General features: G+C 66.8%; 12 protein-coding genes. 9 read left to right on the forward strand and 3 right to left on the reverse strand.

The window, feature by feature from the left end; genetic code table 11:
• Positions 1–429 precede the first annotated feature (429 nt).
• The 4 genes from HMF7854_RS12590 to HMF7854_RS12605 all read left to right on the forward strand — a co-directional run bounded on the left by HMF7854_RS12590 (position 430) and on the right by HMF7854_RS12605 (position 5,481).
• Positions 430–1,584, forward strand: a complete 1,155-nt coding sequence (locus tag HMF7854_RS12590; RefSeq protein ID WP_185829274.1) for a glycosyltransferase family 4 protein — start codon at positions 430–432, stop codon at positions 1,582–1,584.
• Between the two features lie 193 nt (positions 1,585–1,777).
• Positions 1,778–2,227, forward strand: coding sequence for a response regulator (locus tag HMF7854_RS12595; RefSeq protein ID WP_185829275.1), 450 nt, complete (start codon positions 1,778–1,780; stop codon positions 2,225–2,227).
• Positions 2,228–2,276: 49 nt separating this feature from the next.
• Positions 2,277–4,925, forward strand: coding sequence for a phosphoenolpyruvate carboxylase (gene ppc / locus HMF7854_RS12600; protein WP_239016978.1), 2,649 nt, complete (start codon positions 2,277–2,279; stop codon positions 4,923–4,925).
• Positions 4,926–5,031: 106 nt separating this feature from the next.
• The gene (locus tag HMF7854_RS12605; protein WP_126719439.1) at positions 5,032–5,481 is read left to right on the forward strand and encodes a hypothetical protein; all 450 of its coding nucleotides are present in this window, start codon (positions 5,032–5,034) and stop codon (positions 5,479–5,481) included.
• A gap of 278 nt (positions 5,482–5,759) precedes the next feature.
• Here the strand turns inward: HMF7854_RS12605 and HMF7854_RS12610 are convergent, their stop codons facing one another.
• Entirely contained in the window at positions 5,760–6,020 is a 261-nt protein-coding gene (locus HMF7854_RS12610) for a GIY-YIG nuclease family protein (protein ID WP_185829338.1), read from the reverse strand.
• Positions 6,021–6,150: 130 nt separating this feature from the next.
• Between HMF7854_RS12610 and HMF7854_RS12615 the strand changes: the two genes are divergently transcribed.
• Together HMF7854_RS12615 and HMF7854_RS12620 are read left to right on the forward strand one after the other, a co-directional pair.
• Entirely contained in the window at positions 6,151–6,552 is a 402-nt protein-coding gene (locus tag HMF7854_RS12615) for a hypothetical protein (protein WP_221766448.1), read from the forward strand.
• A gap of 91 nt (positions 6,553–6,643) precedes the next feature.
• A complete protein-coding gene (locus HMF7854_RS12620) occupies positions 6,644–7,678 on the forward strand; it encodes an IS110 family RNA-guided transposase (RefSeq protein ID WP_126719444.1) in 1,035 nt (344 codons plus the stop codon).
• A gap of 1,116 nt (positions 7,679–8,794) precedes the next feature.
• On the opposite strand, the gene rplL is transcribed toward HMF7854_RS12620, so the two are convergent.
• Positions 8,795–9,172: a 50S ribosomal protein L7/L12 gene (gene rplL, locus HMF7854_RS12630; protein ID WP_126719447.1), complete on the reverse strand. Its 378-nt coding sequence runs from the start codon at positions 9,170–9,172 to the stop codon at positions 8,795–8,797.
• 57 nt (positions 9,173–9,229) lie between these two features.
• Positions 9,230–9,745, reverse strand: a complete 516-nt coding sequence (rplJ, locus tag HMF7854_RS12635) for a 50S ribosomal protein L10 (protein WP_126719449.1) — start codon at positions 9,743–9,745, stop codon at positions 9,230–9,232.
• Positions 9,746–10,174: 429 nt separating this feature from the next.
• Between rplJ and HMF7854_RS15835 the strand changes: the two genes are divergently transcribed.
• From HMF7854_RS15835 to rpoC, 3 genes are all read left to right on the forward strand, one after another.
• Positions 10,175–10,414, forward strand: a complete 240-nt coding sequence (locus HMF7854_RS15835) for a PilZ domain-containing protein (RefSeq protein WP_275402009.1) — start codon at positions 10,175–10,177, stop codon at positions 10,412–10,414.
• A gap of 272 nt (positions 10,415–10,686) precedes the next feature.
• Complete coding sequence (gene rpoB / locus HMF7854_RS12645) at positions 10,687–14,859, forward strand: DNA-directed RNA polymerase subunit beta (protein ID WP_126719452.1); 4,173 nt, start codon at positions 10,687–10,689, stop codon at positions 14,857–14,859.
• 92 nt (positions 14,860–14,951) lie between these two features.
• Positions 14,952–19,223, forward strand: a complete 4,272-nt coding sequence (gene rpoC, locus HMF7854_RS12650; RefSeq protein WP_126719454.1) for a DNA-directed RNA polymerase subunit beta' — start codon at positions 14,952–14,954, stop codon at positions 19,221–19,223.
• Positions 19,224–19,252: the final 29 nt, after the last annotated feature.

Below are 19,252 nucleotides of genomic sequence, written 5' to 3' on the forward strand. Positions count from 1 at the left end.
GCCCCCAGCTTGGCCCTTGCCGATGCCTTGGCCCCGACTGGGGCCTTGATCCCCGCCGACGCCCTCTTTGCGCCACCCGTCGCCCGCGTCCCCCGCCTCCTGCCGGTCCCCGAAGTGCCCCCCGTCCCGGCCCGCGCCCGCTCCTTGTCCAACCGCTCCTCCCACGAAAAAGGCCGGAGCATCTCTGCCCCGGCCACCAAGATCCAGCTTGCCCAGTGTGTACCGTATCAGCGTGACAATGTCAAGATGTGTTAACCTATCTGGAACAGCAAAGGGTTTGTCTAGCCGTGGTCCCGCCAATTTGTGGACAAGCGGATCTACCCCTTACTCCCTCTCAGCTATCGCTCTTCACCGCCGACAAGCCGATGCAGCGCGTTGATCTTTCGCCTGCGCCGACTAGGGTTCGCCCCAGCAACGGGCCGACACGAATTGCGCATCCTCATCCTGCTTGAAACGCTGACCATCGGCGGTGCCGAAATCTTCGGCCTGCGGCTCGCCAATGCGCTTGCCGCGCGGCACGAGGTCATGCTCGCGGTCATGCATGGCGAGCGGGTCGAACCCGGCCTGCGCGCGCAGCTCGCTCCCGGGATCCGCTTCGCCAGCCTCCGCCTCCCCGCCAAGCGCAACTGGCACCGCTTGGACACTCTGCTCCGCCGGTTGGGGATCGACCGCTCGCCGCAGCGCGCGATGCAGCGCCGCTGGCTCCTCGGCCTGATCCGCTCCTTCCGCCCCGACGCGATCCATTCCCACCTGCTCAAGGCCGACCGCCTCGTCGCCGACGCGCGCGAGGGCGCTGGCCACCCAGTCCGGCACGTGCTGACGATGCACGGCGATTACGCGCCCTACCTCGCGGGCCACGCCGACCCGCAGATGATCGGCGTCGAGCAGGTCGCGAGCCGGATCATGGGGTCGGCCGATGCGATCGTCGCCATCTGCGACGAGCACCGCGACTTTCTTCTCGCGCGCTACCCGGCGGTCGCGCCGAGGCTGCACCAGATCCGCAACGGCTATGTGCCCTCCAGCCGCGACGATGCGCCGCCGCTCGACACCAGGGAGTTCCGCTTCGGCATGCTGTCGCGCGGGGTAAGGCTCAAGGGCTGGGAAGTCGCGATCGCCGCCTTCGAGAAAGTGGGTCGGCCGGACACGCGCCTGGTCCTGGTCGGCGACGGCCCGTTCCTCGACGAGCTCCGCTCCAGGCCGCAGCCGCCCGGAGTCGAGTTCCGCGGCGCGACCACCGATCCCTTGTCCGAGATCCGCCGTTTCGACGTGGCGCTCCTGCCGACGCTCTTTCCGCACGAGAGCCTGCCGACGGTGATCATCGAGTATCTGGTCAGCGGCAAGCCCGTCATCGCCACCGACGTCGGCGCCATCCGCGAGATGATCACGGCGCCCGACGGAAGCCTCGCCGGGCGGCTGCTCCGCCGCGACGGCGGCCAGGTCTCACCCGACGAGCTCGCGCGCCACATGGCCGAGTTGCTCGACGATCCCGGACTGCGCCAGGCGATGCAGATTTCGGCGATGGCGGCGGCGGGCAAGTTCGACATGGCCACCTGCATGGCGGCCAACGAACGGCTCTATTCCTGAGCCTTCCGAGGCGGGTTACCGACGCCGCCACCCGCCCTCACCCATTAAGACAGGTGATTCTGTCCGTTTCTTAATGTAAGTAGCTGTCTCGGTTCGGCGAGTAGCCGGCGGGTTTTGGCCTCCGCCCGGCGTGTGCCCTTCCAGCGTCCCGGCCGGCGAGAGCTTCGGCTCTCCGTGATGAAAGGGGTGCGGCATGGAAAGGGGCTCGCCGCTGCGCGGTCGCCGCCTGCTCGTCGTCGAGGACGCCTATCTGCTCGCCCGCGACTATTGCGACTGGCTTGAGGGAGCGGGCGCCTCGGTGATCGGGCCCGAGCCGACCAGCGAGACGGCGCTCGCGCTGCTCGCCGGGGAGCCCGGCTGCTGCGACGCCGCGCTGATCGACATCGACCTCGGGCAGGGCCCCCGCTTCGACCTCGTCCGGGCGCTCGCCGGGGCGGGCATCCCGACCCTCATCGCGACCGGCTACGACCTGCTCGCCATCCCGCCCGAGTTCGCCGCGGTGCCGCGGCTGCAGAAGCCGTTTCGCGCCGACCAGCTGCTCGCCGCGCTGGCCGCGCTGCCGGCGCCCGCCGCTGCCGCGCCGCCGCGCTCCGCCGCCCCGCCCTCCCATGGTCCGGACAGCAGGGCGGCCGGTCACGAATAGCTATGCGGCGCCCTTGCCGCCCCGGGTCCTGCCCCCCATGACCGCCTCCATGGCGACGACGATCGAGCAGATCCCCGACATCCGCTTCCTCGGCCGGCTTCTCGGCGACGTCATCCGCGAGTTCGGCGGCGAGGAGCTGTTCCGCCGCACCGAGGAGATCCGCTCCGCCTCGGTCGATCGCCACCGCGGGCTGGCCGACGCCGTTGCGGGCGACCTCGGCCTCGGCGCGCTCAGCCTTGACGACACGCTCGCCTTCACCCGCGGCTTCATGCTCTTCTCGCTCCTCGCCAACCTCGCCGAGGACCGCCAGGGGATGGCGGCCGAGCCGGGCGCGACGATGGCCGAGGTGCTCGCCGAGCTGGACGGCGCGGGGATCGGGCGCGACTCGGTGCTCCAGCTGCTCGCGGGCGGGCTCGCGGTGCCGGTGCTGACCGCCCACCCGACCGAGGTCCGGCGCAAGTCGATCCTCGACCACCGCAACCGCATCGCCCAGCTGCTCCGCCTGCGCGACCGCGGGATCGAGGAGACCGCCGAGGGCGAGCCGGTCGAGGGCGAGATCCGGCGCCAGATCGCGCTGCTATGGCAGACCCGGCCGCTGCGCCACGAACGGCTCTATGTCGCCGACGAGGTCGAGAACGCGCTGTCCTATTTCCGCGACGTCTTCCTCGACGCGCTGCCCGCCCTCTACGCCCGCTGGGAGCGCGAGCTCGGCGCGCGCCCGGCGAGCTTCGTCCGGCTCGGCAGCTGGATCGGCGGCGACCGCGACGGAAACCCGTTCGTCACCGCCGAGAGCCTCCGGCTCGCGCTCAGCCGGAACGCCGAGGCGGTGCTCGCCTGGTATCTCGAGCGGGTCCATGCGCTCGGCGCCGAGCTGTCGATCAGCAGCGAGCTCGCCCCGGTCACCACCGAGCTGCTCGCGCTCGCCGATCATGGCGACCACGGCCCGACCCGCGCCGACGAGCCCTACCGCCGCGCACTGGTGTGGATCTACGCCCGCCTCGCCGCCACCTACGCCGCGATCGTCGGCCATCCGCCGCCCCGCCCCGCCTCGCTGGAGGCCGAGCGCTACGCCGCCGCCGACGAGTTCGCCGCAGACCTCCGCGCGGTCGCCCGCTCGCTGACCCAGGGCGGCCACGGCGAACTCGCGGCGGGCAAGCTCGAGGCGCTGCTGCGGGGAATCGAGACCTTCGGCTTCCACCTCGCGACGCTCGACCTGCGCCAGAACGCCGACGTCCACGAGCGGGTCGTCGCCGAGCTGCTGAAGACCGCCGGCCTCGAACCCGACTATCTCGCCCTCGCGGAGGACGACCGCGCCGCGCTGCTCCGCCGCGAGCTGGCCAGCCCGCGCCTCCTCTCCACCCCCTTCGCCGGCTACAGCGACGAGACCCGCGGCGAGCTCGCCATCGTCCACGCCGCGGCCGAGGCGCACGCCCGCTATGGCCCGGGCTGCATCAACGCCTATCTCATCTCCAAGGCGAACAGCGTGTCCGACCTGCTCGAGGTCTTCACCCTGCTCAAGGAGGCCGGCCTGTGGCACGGCGGCGGCAGCCCGATCGAGGCGATCCCGCTGTTCGAGACCATCGCCGACCTCGAGCGCGCCGAGACGGTCATGCGCGCCTGGCTCACCTCGCCCGAGGGCAGCGCGATCGCCGCCGCGCACCGCTACCAGGAAGTCATGGTCGGCTACTCCGACAGCAACAAGGACGGCGGCTATTTCACCAGCGTGTGGAGCCTCCACCGCACCAGCCAGCAGCTGGCGTCTCTGTTCGCGGAGCAGCGGGTCACCCTCCAGCTGTTCCACGGCCGCGGCGGCGCGGTCGGGCGCGGCGGCGGCTCGGCCTTCGCCGCGATCACCGCCCAGCCCGCCGGCACTGTCCAGGGCCGCATCCGGATCACCGAGCAGGGCGAGGTCATCGCCGCCAAATACGGCACCCGCGACAGCGCCCTCCTCAACCTCGAGGCGATGGCCTCGGCGACCGTGCTCGCCTCGCTCAAGCCCCGCTCGCTCTCCACTCGCGAGCGCTACTCGGCCGCCGCGGCGACGATCAGCGACGCGGCCTTCCGCGCCTATCGCGGGCTCGTCTACGATACCGAGGGCTTCAAGACCTTCTTCCGCCAGATGACCCCGATCACCGAGATCGCCGACCTGAAGATCGGCTCGCGCCCGGCGAGCCGGACCAAGAGCGACCGGATCGAGGACCTGCGGGCGATCCCGTGGGTGTTCAGCTGGGCGCAGGCCCGCGTCATGCTGCCCGGCTGGTTCGGTGTCGGCAGCGCGCTCGCCGCCTTCGACGATCTCGAGCTGCTGCGCGAGATGGACCAGCGCTGGCCCTTCTTCCGGGTCACCCTCGACAATCTCGAGATGGTGCTCGCCAAGTCCGACCTGCGGATCGCCGAGCGCTACGCCGGGCTGGTCGAGGACCGCGCGCTCGCCGACGCGCTGTTCGGCCGCATCCGCGACGAATGGCAGCGGACCCACGACCGCCTGCTCGAAATCACCGGCCAGTCCGCGCTGCTCGAGAAGAGCCCCGCGCTCGACGCCTCGATCCGCCTCCGCCTCCCCTACATCGAGCCGCTCAACCTCCTCCAGCTCGAACTGCTGAAGCGCCACCGCGCGGGCGAGACCGACCCGCGCATCACCGACGGCATCCAGCTCTCGATCAACGCCATCGCCACCGCCCTCCGCAACTCGGGCTGAACGGCGGGAGTGGGTCTCCCGGGATGGCCGGCGAACGTCCGCTAAGGATGGAAGCGGATCGACCCCCAAGGCTGGAAACCGTACGTATCTCCGCTAAGCTGGACAAATGAACGACGGTGAAGCTGGCTATGCAAAGACAGACACGGTCGGGCGGTATGATCGGTTTTTCTCGATCCTCTATTTAGCAGGCATTGCGGCAGTTGCCGCCCTGTTTGTCGCGAATACTCACATCGGAGAGCACTACGTTCCGCCTCAGCCCTTCGCTGGGTGTTACGAGACCGATGGCATCAGCCCGCTTGAACTCACGCCGTCTGGGATCCTGCGCAGCGCGCAAACAGACGTGGGCAGGTTCAAAGTTGTCGCACCGGTCGGCGGCAAACACGGCACGCTAATTGAGGCGACGGCGGTAGACGTCGTGGAGCGGCGCGGAAGAGCCTTCTTCGTTAAGGGCGCGGGCGGCTTTCTATGGCCGATAAACGGCGCGACATTGAACGTGACCTACGCGCCCGATGGGCAAATGCAACTTGCGAGGCGACCCATGGCGGCCTGCAACTAACGTCCGCACGGGTGGAAAGCGGACGTTAGCTCCAAGGGCAACCGCCATATCCATCCAGACAGTAGGCCGTAGCGAAAAAAAGGTCCCAAATGGTCGGCGAACCAAGCCAGGCGGCAAGGACGAACAGCACGGCGAGAGCCGCGCAGCCAACGCTGATGTTCCTCAACTTACGCGCCACAAAGGCAAGCCTATGCCGCACCTGCTGATGTCCACAATGGGTCGCAAGCCGTCAGTTGCTGGCCCGTCACCCCGGGCTTGACCCGGGGTCCCGCTTCTACTCAGGCCAGCCCGTCAAACAGACCGGCCCAGTCGGGATCAGCCTGCTCGTTCAACGCGATCCTCCACTCGCGCCGCCACATCGTGAGCCTCTTTTCGTGGGCGATGCACTCGCTGCTGTCGCCGCGCCCAGCCCAGACCAGGCGGCGGAGGCCGCAGCCGCGGCAGAAGCCCGACCCCGCGCCGGTTCGATGCTGCAAAATCCGGGACGCGAGACGGGCCGTCACACCGACGCCAAGCGTGCCGCGGTACCGATCGGCCATCATCCAGGCCCACCCGCCGTTCCCCACGCCGGAGCAAGCAGAAAGAAGCGGGACCCCGGGTCAGGCCCGGGGTGACGGGAAAGTCCGCAAAGGGTGGTAACGCAATATTCGCGCAGATACCCTGGTGAGCATGCGTCTGCACCTTCTCACCGTGGCCTGCCTGTTCGCGCTTTCAAGTTGTGGAAGTGCCGCGCCCCCTGCTCCACAGCGTCCTGCTCTTGCGGCGATCCTGAGGGAAACGAAGTTCACCCCTCACGGTGACTACACCGGAGCCGACACGCCGGAAGATCGCGAACCCCTACAAGATGCAGTGGACTCTGCGATCAGGGACATCGGTCGCCTTCCCGAACCGTTGACAGAGAACGCAGTGCGCAGCCGCCTGTCGATGCTGCTCGACCATACCGACCTCTACGCCACCGAGGACCGAGACGAAGTAGGTCGCTACGCTGTCCGCATTTGGCGTGCAGCCGGTTTCAAATCGGAAAGTAGGCTGTTCCCGGTTGGTGACGAGCGAGCATTAGCTCAGCCCTGATGGATGTCTGCATTGGGTGATGGGGTGGACGCCCCCCGACGGCATCGATGTGCCAGAGTGGAGGTGTTGATCACCACTGAGGGAGGCGTCCGTGTCGGAAGTTATCACCATCGGGCTGGATATCGCCAAGCATGTTTTTCACGCGCACGGTGCGGATGCGACGGGCCGAGCGGTGTTCAGCCGTCGGCTCACGCGAGGCAAGCTGCTCGACTTCTTCGCCGCACACCCGCGCTGCCGGGTAGCACTGGAGGCCTGCGGCGGCGCGCATCATTGGGCGCGCGAGCTGCGGGCGATGGGCCACGATGTCCGGCTGATCCCACCGGCCTACGTGAAGCCCTATGTGAAGCGGCACAAGAATGATGCGATCGATGCCGAGGCGATCTGCGAGGCGGCACAGCGGCCGGCCATGCGGTTCGTGGCGGTGAAGAGCGAGGAGCAGCAGGCGGCAGCACTGGTGTTTCGCACGCGCGACCTGGCGGTGAAGCAGCGCACCCAGATCGCCAACGCGATCCGCGGGCACCTCGCCGAATATGGCTGGGTCGCGCCCAAGGGTGCGGCGCACCTGGGGTTGCTGGCGGATCTGCTGGAGGACGGCGAGATCGGTGACACGCTGCCGCAAGCGGCACGGCCGATGTTCGCGATGATGGTCGACATGCTGGCTGATCTCGATCGACGGATCGCCGTGCTGGACAAGGAGATCGCCCGGCGAGCCCGCGAGGATGAGGTGGCGCGCCGGCTGATAACGATCCCCGGTATCGGTCCGATTACCGCCACGGCGATCGCCGCGATCGCACCGCCGGCCGAGACCTTTGCCAAGGGCCGCGACTTTGCCGCCTGGCTCGGGCTGGTGCCCAGGCAGGCTTCGACCGGCGGCAAGCAGAAGCTCGGTGCGATCTCGCGGATGGGCGAGCGAACACTGCGGCGGCTGCTCATCATCGGCAGCAGCGCCGTCGTGCTCCACGCGAGTAGGCGCGGCGCGCCGGCAGGCTCATGGCTCGAAGGGATGCTCGCCAGAAAACCGCGGATGCTGGTCACGGTCGCGCTCGCCAACAAAATGGCGCGCACCGTCTGGGCCTTGCTGGTGAAGCAGGAGGATTACAGGGCTCCGGTCCCGATCGCGGCGTAAGCCAAGGCGGGCCAGAGGCGTCGGAGGGCGCAAGGCGGATCGAAGGAGAGTATGGCACAACAGTCGGCGAGACGGGGCTGGAAGAACCAGGGCTTTCCACCGTGCCGCGAGCACGCTGTTGGTGACGTGGTTCCGGTCCGCGAACTCCCATACGGGCCAGCAGCTCAGCGCTGCATCAGAGGCCGGACAGATGGCAGCATCCGACTTCGAGCCAGAACTTCAAAATCCCACTTGCATCCGAAGGGGCGTCCACAGATGGAAAGCAGACATCAGCGCGATCAGGTTAGCGATCAGAGACGAACGTCAATTCGGCCTGAGCCGATGCCATAGGCTTCAACTGTGTAGGTGTGGCCGCTTCTTGTTGTAAGCGGAACAACTTCCTTCCAGCCCTCAGGCACCGCACCAACAGTTACCGACGGCAAGTCTAGACACTGAACCGTTTGGTTTTGCTCAATCGCCCAAGCAGCCTTGGAACGGTCGAAAACTCCCGGCGCGTGGATGCTAATCTCGCCAACGCACGGAACTCGTTTGCTGCTGAATACAAAACCCCAATCCTGTGACAGGCGCAAGAGCAACTGTCCGCCCACCTTCTCAGCCACAATGTCAATGGGAGGAGGTGAGCACGAGGAAAGGCACGCTGCAGCACCGACGACTAACAAGGGCCTGAAACTCGCGCTCACTCAATCAACTTACAGCCGGTCGCAATGTCCGCAATGGGTCGTAAGCGGACGGTCCCCGCCCCATTTTGCCGATTTTGTTTCAGCACCCATCCGCGCGACGTGGCTGCCTCCACCATGCCCCTCCCGAAGCAGGCTCAAGGTGCCGAACAGCTCTGCGTCCGCGCATGTCTCGGGTTGCCAGCCGACCCACTGCCCCTCTCCCCGGCGGGGAGAGGGAGGGGCCCGCCGCGGAAGCGGTGGGAGGGTGAGGGCGGGGCCGCTCGCGGTCGCGCGGCGTGCCGGTGCCGCTCCCCTCGCCCGGCGTTCGGGCCAGCTTCGCCCGACGGGGAGGAGGATGCGCGGATCGCATCCGCATCCCGGCAGGCGCGCCAACGAAAAAGGGCGGCCCCGAACCGGGACCGCCCTCTCCTGATCGCTCCTGACGAAGCGAAAAAGCTTACTTGAGCTCGACGGTGCCGCCGGCATCCTCGATCTGCTTCTTGATCTTCTCGGCCTCGTCCTTGTTGACGCCTTCCTTGACCGGCTTCGGCGCACCCTCGACGAGGGCCTTCGCCTCACCCAGGCCCAGGCCGGTGATCGCGCGGACTTCCTTGATGACGTTGATCTTCTTGCCACCGTCGCCGGTGAGGATCACGTCGAACTCGGTCTTCTCCTCGGCGGCCGGGGCGGCGGCGCCACCGGCGGCCGGGCCGGCAACCGCTACGGCCGCGGCGGCCGAGACGCCCCACTTCTCCTCGAGCGCCTTGGCGAGGTCGGCGGCCTCGAGAACGGTCAGCGCCGAGAGCTGGTCGACCAGCGAATTGATGTCAGCCATTGTCTACTCCTGTGCGGGACGGACGGTCCCAATGTCGTGCGTTGAAAAATCGAGGACTTATGCCGCTTCCTTGCTGGCATAAGCCTGGAAGATCCGGGCCAGCTGCGCGCCGGGCTCGCTGACGACGCGGGCGATCTTGGTCGCCGGCGCCTGGATGAGCCCGATGAGGGTGCCACGGAGCTGATCGAGGCTCGGGAGTTCGGCGAGTGCCTGTATCCCTGCCACGTCCAGCAGCGTGTCGCCCATCGCTCCGCCGACGATCTCGAACTTGTCGGTCGTCTTGGCGAAGTCCACCGCAACCTTGGCGGCTGCGACGGGATCGACGGAGGTCGCCAGCGCGGTCGGGCCCTTGAGAAGGTCACCGATCGGGCTGTACTGCGTTCCGTCGAGCGCGATCAGGGCCAGCCGGTTCTTCGCAACTTTGAACTGGGCGCCGGCGTCGCGCATCTTCAGCCTGAGGTCGGTGGACTGGGCCACCGTCAGTCCGAGATTGCGGGTGATCACCACCACGCTGGTCTCGGCGAAGACGCTCTTCAGCTCGGCAACCAGATCGGCTTTCTGCGAACGATCCATGCCAACTCCAAACAAATCGGCCCCGGGCGAACCCCGGGCCGGGCTTCAATGACCCCGCGACGACGGCCGAAAGCCGGCGCCGCGAGCGTGATTGTCCGTGGGGTTGGGGGTCCAAGGCGCTGCAAGCCGCAACGCACGACGGAACCGCTGTCCCCGCTGTGGCGGGCGGCGGCGGCGCCGTTGAATTCCTTCCCCGTCTAGCGCTGGCTGGTGGATTAAGGGGCAAGCCCCGCCAACGGTCTCGGACGGATGCCCCGGAGGACCGGGACGGCGACCCCCTAGCACAATCCCCCCAAACCTCAACCCCCGGCGACGGGTGCGACTGTGTCGTGCAACCGACCCTTAACCCTTTGCGAGCTAACAAGCGAAGCGTGGAGCGGGGACTCCGCATCCGACACGTCGACTCGGGGGAGACTGACGGTGAGTTGCGTGCAGTTGCAGCGGAGGGATCGCTTTCCCGTGCGGGTCAGTGCGACCGTCGCGGTGGACGACCGCGACCCGGTGCCCTGCGTCATGCTCAACATCTCGCAGGACGGCTGCCGCATCGAGACCGACCAAACCCTGCCGATCGGCTCCATGGTGATCATTCACGAGCCCCGGCTGGGAACGCTGCGCGGGACCGTTCGCTGGTCGCTGCTCGGCTCGTCGGGCTGCCGCTTCTCCGACTAGCGGCGAGCAAAGGCGGATCCCGAACCGCTTTTTCGCGTTTTCCGCCGCTTGCCCCTTCACTTGCGCGCCCGATGCGCTATATGGGGCTCATCCAACACATATCGGCCTCGCCGCACCATTCCGTGCGTCCGGGGCTTTCCTGCCCTCTCCGGGCCACAGCCTGACCGCGCACCGGGCTGAACGAATGGAGAGGGGCTGACAGGACAGCGCTACGAACTTGAAGCAGGGTTCGGGCCGGCGACGGCGCGTGCCCGCAAAGCGCAGGGAATCCCATGGCCACCAAGGCGATCGACGCACCTCATAACAGCTCCAGCGGACGCCGGAACAACAGCCGCCGCATCCGCAAGATCTTCGGCAACATCCACGAGATCAGCGACATGCCGAACCTCATCGAGGTTCAGCGCGAGAGCTATGAGCAGTTCCTCCGTTCCAATCCCTCGACCGGCTATGTCTCGGGGCTCGAGAAGACCCTTCGCTCGGTCTTCCCGATCCAGGATTTCGCGGGCACCGCGCACCTCGACTTCGACCGCTACGAGCTGGAAGAGCCCAAGTTCGACGTCGACGAGTGCCGCCAGCGCGGTCTGACCTTTGCCGCTCCGATGCGCGTGACCCTGCGCCTCACCACCTTCGAGATCGATCCCGACACTGAGGCTAAGTCGGTCATCGATATTAAGGAGCAGGACGTCTACATGGGCGACATGCCGCTCATGACGATGAACGGCACCTTCATCATCAACGGGACCGAGCGCGTGATCGTCTCGCAGATGCACCGCTCGCCGGGTGTCCTGTTCGACCATGACCGCGGCAAGACCCATGCCTCGGGCAAGTATCTCTTCGCCGCCCGCGTCATCCCTTACCGCGGCTCATGGCTCGACTTCGAGTTCGACGCCAAGGACATCGTCAACGTCCGAATCGACCGCAAGCGCAAGCTGCCGGTCACCGCGCTGCTGCACGCGCTCGGCCTGTCGAGCGAGGAGGTGCTCAACACCTTCTACAACACCGTGACCTACGTTCGCGGCGCCAATGGCTGGCAGATCCCCTACGTCGCCGAGGCGTGGCGCGGCCAGAAGCCGACCTTCGACATCGCCAATGCCGACACCGGCGAGGTCGTGTTCAAGGCGGGCGAGAAGATCACCCCGCGCCGGGCCAACCAGGCCGGCAAGGAAGGCCTCGCCAACCTCGTCGTTCCGACCGAGGAGATCTTCGGCCGCTTCTCGGCGTTCGACCTGATCAACGAGGGCACCGGCGAGATCTACATCGAGGCCGGCGACGAGGTCGGTCCCGAGGCGCTGGAGAAGCTCGACAAGGCCGGCGTCGACCGGCTCGAGCTGCTCGACATCGACTATGTCAACACCGGCCCGTGGATCCGCAACACGCTCAAGGCCGACAAGGCCGAGGACGGCGACCAGGCGCTGTCGGACATCTACCGCGTCATGCGCCCCGGCGAACCGCCGACCCGCGAGACTGCCGACGCGCTGTTCTACGGCCTGTTCTTCGATCCCGAGCGTTACGACCTTTCCGCCGTCGGCCGAGTCAAGCTCAACATGCGCCTCGGCCTCGACGCCGAGGACACGGTCACCACGCTGCGCGCCGAGGACATCATCGCGGTCGTCAAGGAGCTGGTGAACCTCAAGGACGGCAAGGGCGAGATCGACGACATCGACAATCTTGCCAACCGCCGAGTGCGCTCGGTCGGAGAACTTCTCGAGAACCAGTATCGCGTCGGCCTGCTCCGCATGGAGCGCGCGGTGAAGGAGCGGATGAGCAGCGTCGACGTGTCGACGGTGATGCCGAACGACCTCATCAACGCCAAGCCGGCGGTCGCCGCGGTGCGCGAGTTCTTCGGTTCCTCGCAGCTCTCGCAGTTCATGGACCAGACCAATCCGCTCTCCGAAGTGACGCACAAGCGGCGCGTTTCGGCGCTCGGGCCGGGCGGCCTCACCCGCGAGCGCGCTGGCTTCGAGGTCCGCGACGTCCACCCCACCCACTACGGCCGGATCTGCCCGATCGAGACCCCGGAAGGGCCAAACATCGGCCTGATCAACTCGCTTGCGAGCTTCAGCCGAGTCAACAAGTACGGGTTCATCGAGACCCCGTACCGCCGGGTGATCGATGGCAAGGTCAGCGACGAGGTTGTCTATCTCTCCGCGATGGAGGAGGCGAAGCACACGATCGCGCAGGCCAATGCGGAGATCAATCCGGACGGCACCTTCGCCGAGGAGATCATCTCCTCGCGTCGGGCCGGCGACTTCCTGATCGCTCCGCGCGAGCAGATCACGCTGATGGACGTCAGCCCCAAGCAGCTCGTGTCGGTGGCGGCCTCGCTCATTCCGTTTCTCGAGAATGACGACGCCAACCGCGCGCTGATGGGTTCGAACATGCAGCGCCAGGCGGTGCCGCTAATCCAGGCCGACGCCCCGCTAGTCGGGACCGGGATGGAGGAGACGGTCGCCCGCGACTCCGGCGCCGCCATCGCCGCCCGCCGCCCGGGCATTGTCGACCAAGTCGACGCGACCCGTATCGTGGTCCGGGTGACCGGCGAGCTCCGCCCCGGCGAGAGCGGCGTCGACATCTACACGCTGATGAAGTTCCAGCGCTCGAACCAGAACACCTGCATCAACCAGCGCCCGCTGGTGAAGGTGGGTGACGAGGTCGTGGCCGGCGAGATCATCGCCGACGGCCCCTCGACCCAGTTCGGCGAGCTGGCGCTCGGCCGCAACGTCCTCGTCGCGTTCATGCCGTGGAACGGCTACAACTATGAGGACTCAATCCTGATCTCCGAGCGGATCGTGAAGGACGATGTCTTCACCTCGATCCACATCGAGGAGTTCGAGGTCATGGCCCGCGACACCAAGCTTGGGCCGGAAGACATCACCCGCGACATCCCGAACGTCGGCGAGGAAGCGCTCCGCAACCTCGACGAGGCGGGCATCGTCTACATCGGTGCCGAGGTCGAGCCGGGCGACATCCTGTGCGGCAAGATCACGCCTAAGGGCGAAAGCCCGATGACCCCGGAGGAGAAGCTCCTCCGCGCCATCTTCGGCGAGAAGGCGTCCGACGTCCGCGACACCTCGCTCCGGCTTCCGCCGGGCGTGGCCGGTACTGTCGTTGAGGTGCGGGTGTTCAACCGCCACGGCATAGACATCGACGACCGTACCCGCGCCATCCAGACTGAGGAGAAGGACCGGCTCAAGAAGGACGCCGACGACGAGCGCGCGATCCTCAACCGCGCCACCTTCGCCCGTCTTCGCGAGATGCTCCTCGGCCAGGTCGCCACGGCCGTTCCAAAGGGCATGAAGAAGGGCGCCACGCTCGACGACGAGACGCTTGAGAGCATCGACCGTCACGACTGGTGGAAGATCGCGGTCAAGGACGACAGCCGCCAGGCCGACGTCGAGGCCTTGAAGGCGCAGTATGACGACGCCGTCGGCGTCATCAACCGCAAGTTCGAGGATCGGGTCCAAAAGGTCGAGGCGGGTGACGAGCTCGCCCCGGGCGTGCTCAAGATGGTCAAGGTGTTCGTCGCGGTGAAGCGCAAGCTTCAGCCGGGCGACAAGATGGCCGGCCGTCACGGAAACAAGGGCGTCATCAGCCGCATCCTGCCCAACGAGGACATGCCGTTCCTCGAGGACGGAACCCCGGTCGACATCGTCCTCAATCCGCTGGGCGTGCCGTCGCGCATGAACGTCGGGCAGATCTTCGAGACCCACCTCGGCTGGGCTGCCCGCGGCCTCGGCCAGCAGGTCCAGCAGATGCTCGAGAGCATGCACGAGCGCGGCAAGGAGCTCGCCGACGGCAACGTCGCCGAAGTCCGCACCAAGCTCAAGCAGATGTACGGCGACGACTATGCTGCCGACATCGATGCCAAGAGTGACAATGGCGTCATGGAGCTGGCGCAGAACCTTGTTGGCGGCCTGCCGATGGGGACTCCGGTGTTCGACGGTGCCCGCGAGGCGGACGTATCGGCGATGCTGGAGAAGGCGGGTCTCGATCCGTCCGGTCAGGTCACGCTGTTCGACGGCCGCACCGGCGACCCGTTCGACCGCAAGGTGACCGTGGGCTACATCTATATGCTGAAGCTCCACCACCTGGTCGACGACAAGATTCACGCTCGTTCGATCGGCCCCTACTCGCTCGTCACCCAGCAGCCACTGGGCGGCAAGGCGCAGTTCGGCGGCCAGCGCTTCGGCGAGATGGAGGTCTGGGCGCTCCAAGCCTATGGCGCCGCCTACACGCTGCAGGAAATGCTGACCGTGAAGTCGGACGACGTGATCGGCCGGACCAAGGTCTACGAGGCGATCGTCAAGGGCGACGACACGTTCGAGGCGGGCATCCCGGAGAGCTTCAACGTGCTCGCCAAGGAAATCCGCAGCCTGGGCCTCAGCTTCGAGCTCGACAGCATCGAGGATCCGGACGCCGAGCCGCCGGCGCTCGCGGCCGAGTAAGGACGACGACCCTCCCCTCCCGTGCGCGGGAGGGGACAGCTTTCCCACCCCGGCCCCTCCTGCATTTCGGAGGGGAGTGAGGACAAGAAACGATGAACGAACTCACCAATTTCGCCAATCCGGTCCAGAAGCCGGAGACCTTCGACCAGATCCGCATCGGTATCGCCTCGCCGGAGAAGATCCGCAGCTGGTCGTTCGGCGAGATCAAGAAGCCCGAGACCATCAACTATCGCACGTTCAAGCCCGAGCGTGATGGCCTGTTCTGCGCGCGCATTTTCGGTCCGATCAAGGACTATGAGTGCCTGTGCGGCAAGTACAAGCGGATGAAGTACAAGGGCATCGTCTGCGAGAAGTGCGGCGTCGAGGTCACCGTCTCGAAGGTTCGCCGCGAGCGGATGGGCCATATCGAGCTCGCCGCCCCGGTCGCGCACATCTGGTTCTTGAAGTCGCTGCCCTCGCGCATCGGCCTTCTGCTCGACATGCAGCTCAAGCAGCTCGAGCGGATTCTCTATTTCGAGAGCTATGTGGTGATCGAGCCGGGCCTAACCCCGCTCGAGAAGTACCAGCTGCTCACCGAGGACGAGCTGCTCGCCGCTCAGGACGATTATGGCGAGGATGCGTTTAGCGCCGGGATCGGCGCCGAGGCGGTCAAGATCATGCTCATGGACCTCGACCTCGAGGGCGAGAAGACGGAGCTGCTCAAGGAGCTGGCCGAGACCAAGTCGGAGCTGAAGCCCAAGAAGATCATCAAGCGGCTGAAGGTCGTCGAGAGCTTCCTCGAGTCGGGCAACCGGCCGGAGTGGATGATCCTCGACGTCGTTCCGGTTATCCCGCCGGAGCTCCGCCCGTTGGTCCCGCTGGACGGCGGCCGCTTTGCGACGTCGGACCTCAATGACCTTTATCGGCGGGTTATCAATCGTAACAACCGCCTTAAGCGCCTTATCGAGCTGCGTGCGCCGGACATCATCGTCCGCAACGAGAAGCGCATGTTGCAGGAGGCGGTGGACGCGCTGTTCGACAACGGCCGCCGCGGCCGGACGATCACCGGCGCCAACAAGCGTCCGCTGAAGTCCTTGAGCGACATGCTCAAGGGCAAGCAGGGCCGCTTCCGCCAGAACCTGCTCGGCAAGCGCGTCGACTATTCGGGCCGTTCGGTCATCGTCACCGGTCCGGAGCTCAAGCTGCACCAGTGCGGCCTGCCCAAGAAGATGGCGCTCGAGCTGTTCAAGCCGTTCATCTACTCGCGTCTCGACGCCAAGGGTCTGTCGATGACCCTGAAGCAGGCGAAGAAGTGGGTCGAGAAGGAGCGCAAGGAAGTCTGGGACATCCTCGACGAGGTGATCCGCGAGCATCCGGTGCTGCTGAACCGCGCCCCGACGCTCCACCGCCTCGGCATCCAGGCGTTCGAGCCGGTGCTGATCGAGGGCAAGGCGATCCAGCTCCACCCGCTGGTCTGCGCCGCGTTCAACGCCGACTTCGACGGCGACCAGATGGCCGTGCACGTCCCGCTGAGTCTCGAGGCCCAGCTGGAAGCGCGCGTGCTGATGATGTCGACCAACAACATCCTCTCGCCCGCCAACGGCAAGCCGATCATCGTGCCGTCGCAGGACATGGTGCTGGGTCTCTACTATCTTTCGATGGAGAAGGATGGTGAGCCGGGCCAGGGCTCGATGCTGGCCGACATGGCCGAGGTCCACCAGGCTCTCGCCGCCGGCGCCGTCACCCTGCACACCAAGATCGTCAGCCGCGTTCCGCAGACCGACGAGCAGGGCCAGACCTACATGAAGCGGTTCGAGACGACCCCGGGCCGCATGCTCCTCGGCGAGACCCTGCCGAAGACGCACAAGGTCCCGTTCGAGACGGTCAACCGCCTGCTGACCAAGAAGGAGATCGGCGACGTCATCGACATCGTCTATCGCCACACCGGCCAGAAGGAGACGGTGCTGTTCGCCGACGCCATCATGGCGCTGGGCTTCCGCCACGCGTTCCGTGCCGGCATCTCGTTCGGCAAGGACGACATGGTCATCCCACAGGCGAAGGAGCCCCTCGTCGAGGAGACCCGGACCCTCGTGAAGGACTATGAGCAGCAGTATCAGGACGGCCTGATCACGCAGCAGGAGAAGTACAACAAGGTGATCGACGCCTGGTCGCGCTGCGGCGACCGCGTGGCGCAGGAGATGATGAAGGAAATCTCCGCGACCCCGAAGGGCGACGACGGCCGCGAGAAGCCGATCAACGCCATCTACATGATGGCCCACTCGGGTGCCCGTGGTTCGCAGGCGCAGATCAAGCAGCTCGCCGGCATGCGCGGCCTCATGGCCAAGCCGTCGGGCGAGATCATCGAGACGCCAATCATCTCGAACTTCAAGGAAGGCCTGACGGTCCTCGAGTATTTCAACTCGACGCACGGCGCCCGCAAGGGCCTCGCCGACACGGCGCTCAAGACGGCGAACTCGGGTTACCTGACCCGCCGTCTCGTCGACGTGTCGCAGGACGCCGTGATCATCGAGGAGGACTGCGGTACCGACCGGGCCCTCGAGATGCGCGCCATCGTCCAGGGCGGCGCGGTCATCGCCTCGCTCGGCGAGCGCGTCCTTGGCCGCACCACGGCGGAGGACATCGTCGACCCGAAGAGCAACGAGCTGTCCATCCCGGAAGGCACGCTGCTCGACGAACCGATGGTCGCCAAGCTGGAGTCGCTCGGCCTGCAGGGCATCAAGATCCGCTCGCCGCTGGTCTGCGCCTCCAAGCAGGGCGTCTGCGCCAAGTGCTATGGGCGTGACCTCGCGCGCGGTACGCCGGTCAACATCGGCGAGGCGGTCGGCGTCATCGCCGCCCAGTCGATCGGTGAGCCGGGCACCCAGCTGACGATGCGGACCTTCCACATCGGCGGCGCGGCGCAGCTCAACGAGCAGTCCAACCTCGAAGCGCCGGTCGACGGCACGATCGAGCTCCGCAACATGCCGACGATCACCGACCCGCGCGGCCGGCACGTCAGCCTGTCGCGGTCGGGCGAAATCGCGATCCTCGACATGGACGGCCGCGAGCTGTCGACCCACCGGCTGCCGTACGGCGCGCATCTCCTCTGCGAGAGCGGGCACATCGTCAGCCGCGGCGATCGCATCGCCGAGTGGGATCCGAGCTTCAGCCCGGTGATTACCGAGCGCGCGGGCACGGTGAAGTACCAGGACCTCATCGAGAACCGCACCATGTCGGAGCAGACCGACGAATCGACCGGCATCTCGCAGCGCGTGGTGACCGACGACATGGCCCGTTCCAAGAAGGACGACCTTCGTCCGCGCCTCACCCTGCTTGGGGCGGACGCGTCGGAAGCCGGCGTCTACCGGCTGGCGGCGGGCGCGATCGTCGCGATCGAGGACGGGCAGTCGGTCGAGGCCGGCGAGGTGCTGGCGCGCATGCCGCGGGAAGCCGCGCGGACGCGTGACATCACCGGCGGTCTGCCGCGCGTCGCCGAGCTGTTCGAGGCGCGCAAGCCGAAGGAGAATGCGATCATCGCCAAGGTGTCCGGCAAGGTCACCTTCATGAAGGACTACAAGGCCAAGCGGAAGATCGCGATCATCCCCGAGGACGGTGGCGATCCGGTCGAGTATCTCGTGCCCAAGTCCAAGGTGATCGACGTCCAGGAAGGCGACTACGTCAAGCGCGGCGACAACCTGGTCGGCGGCTCGCCCGATCCGCACGACATCCTCGAGGTGCTCGGGGTCGAGGCGCTCGCCGAATATCTCGTCAGCGAGATCCAGGAAGTCTATCGACTCCAGGGCGTGAAGATCAACGACAAGCACATCGAGGTGATCGTTCGCCAGATGCTGCAGAAGGTCGAGATCACCGACGGCGGCGACACCACGCTGCTCGCCGGCGAGCAGGTCGATCGCGAGGAGATGGACGAGAACAACTCCAAGCTCGGCAAGAACGAGCGGCCGGCGGTCGGCAAGCCGATCCTGCTCGGGATCACCAAGGCGTCGCTGCAGACCCGCAGCTTCATCTCGGCGGCCTCGTTCCAGGAGACCACCCGGGTGCTCACCGAGGCCTCCGTCCAAGGCAAGATCGACAGCCTCAACGGCCTCAAGGAGAATGTCATCGTCGGCCGCCTCATCCCGGCGGGTACCGGCGCGGGCATGAACCGGCTGCGGGTGGCGGCAACCAGCCGCGACGCCGCGATCCGCGCCACCCAGCGCCGGATCGAGGAGTCGCTCATCCTCCCGAACTCGGCCGAGGAAGAGCATCAGGCCGAGCTCGCCCGCTCCCCGCGCGACAGCACGGGCGCGGGTCCGGATCCGCTCGCCGAGGTGGTGGTGTCGGGCACCGGCACCGACGCCGACGCGGGCGACTATCTCCAGGACTAAGCCAGGCCAGCCCTCCCGCTCCGTGCGGG

It is taken from the genome of Sphingomonas ginkgonis (assembly GCF_003970925.1).
Taxonomy (GTDB): domain Bacteria; phylum Pseudomonadota; class Alphaproteobacteria; order Sphingomonadales; family Sphingomonadaceae; genus Sphingomicrobium; species Sphingomicrobium ginkgonis.

Coding starts and splice junctions, on each gene's coding strand:
- rplL (WP_126719447.1), bottom strand. CDS start 9,172: ATGGCTGACATCAATTCGCTGGTCGACCAGCTCTCGGCGCTGACCGTT.
- HMF7854_RS12595 (WP_185829275.1), top strand. CDS start 1,778: ATGGAAAGGGGCTCGCCGCTGCGCGGTCGCCGCCTGCTCGTCGTCGAG.
- ppc (WP_239016978.1), top strand. CDS start 2,277: ATGGCGACGACGATCGAGCAGATCCCCGACATCCGCTTCCTCGGCCGG.
- rpoC (WP_126719454.1), top strand. CDS start 14,952: ATGAACGAACTCACCAATTTCGCCAATCCGGTCCAGAAGCCGGAGACC.
- HMF7854_RS12605 (WP_126719439.1), top strand. CDS start 5,032: ATGAACGACGGTGAAGCTGGCTATGCAAAGACAGACACGGTCGGGCGG.
- HMF7854_RS12610 (WP_185829338.1), bottom strand. CDS start 6,020: ATGGCCGATCGGTACCGCGGCACGCTTGGCGTCGGTGTGACGGCCCGT.
- rpoB (WP_126719452.1), top strand. CDS start 10,687: ATGGCCACCAAGGCGATCGACGCACCTCATAACAGCTCCAGCGGACGC.
- HMF7854_RS12615 (WP_221766448.1), top strand. CDS start 6,151: ATGCGTCTGCACCTTCTCACCGTGGCCTGCCTGTTCGCGCTTTCAAGT.
- rplJ (WP_126719449.1), bottom strand. CDS start 9,745: ATGGATCGTTCGCAGAAAGCCGATCTGGTTGCCGAGCTGAAGAGCGTC.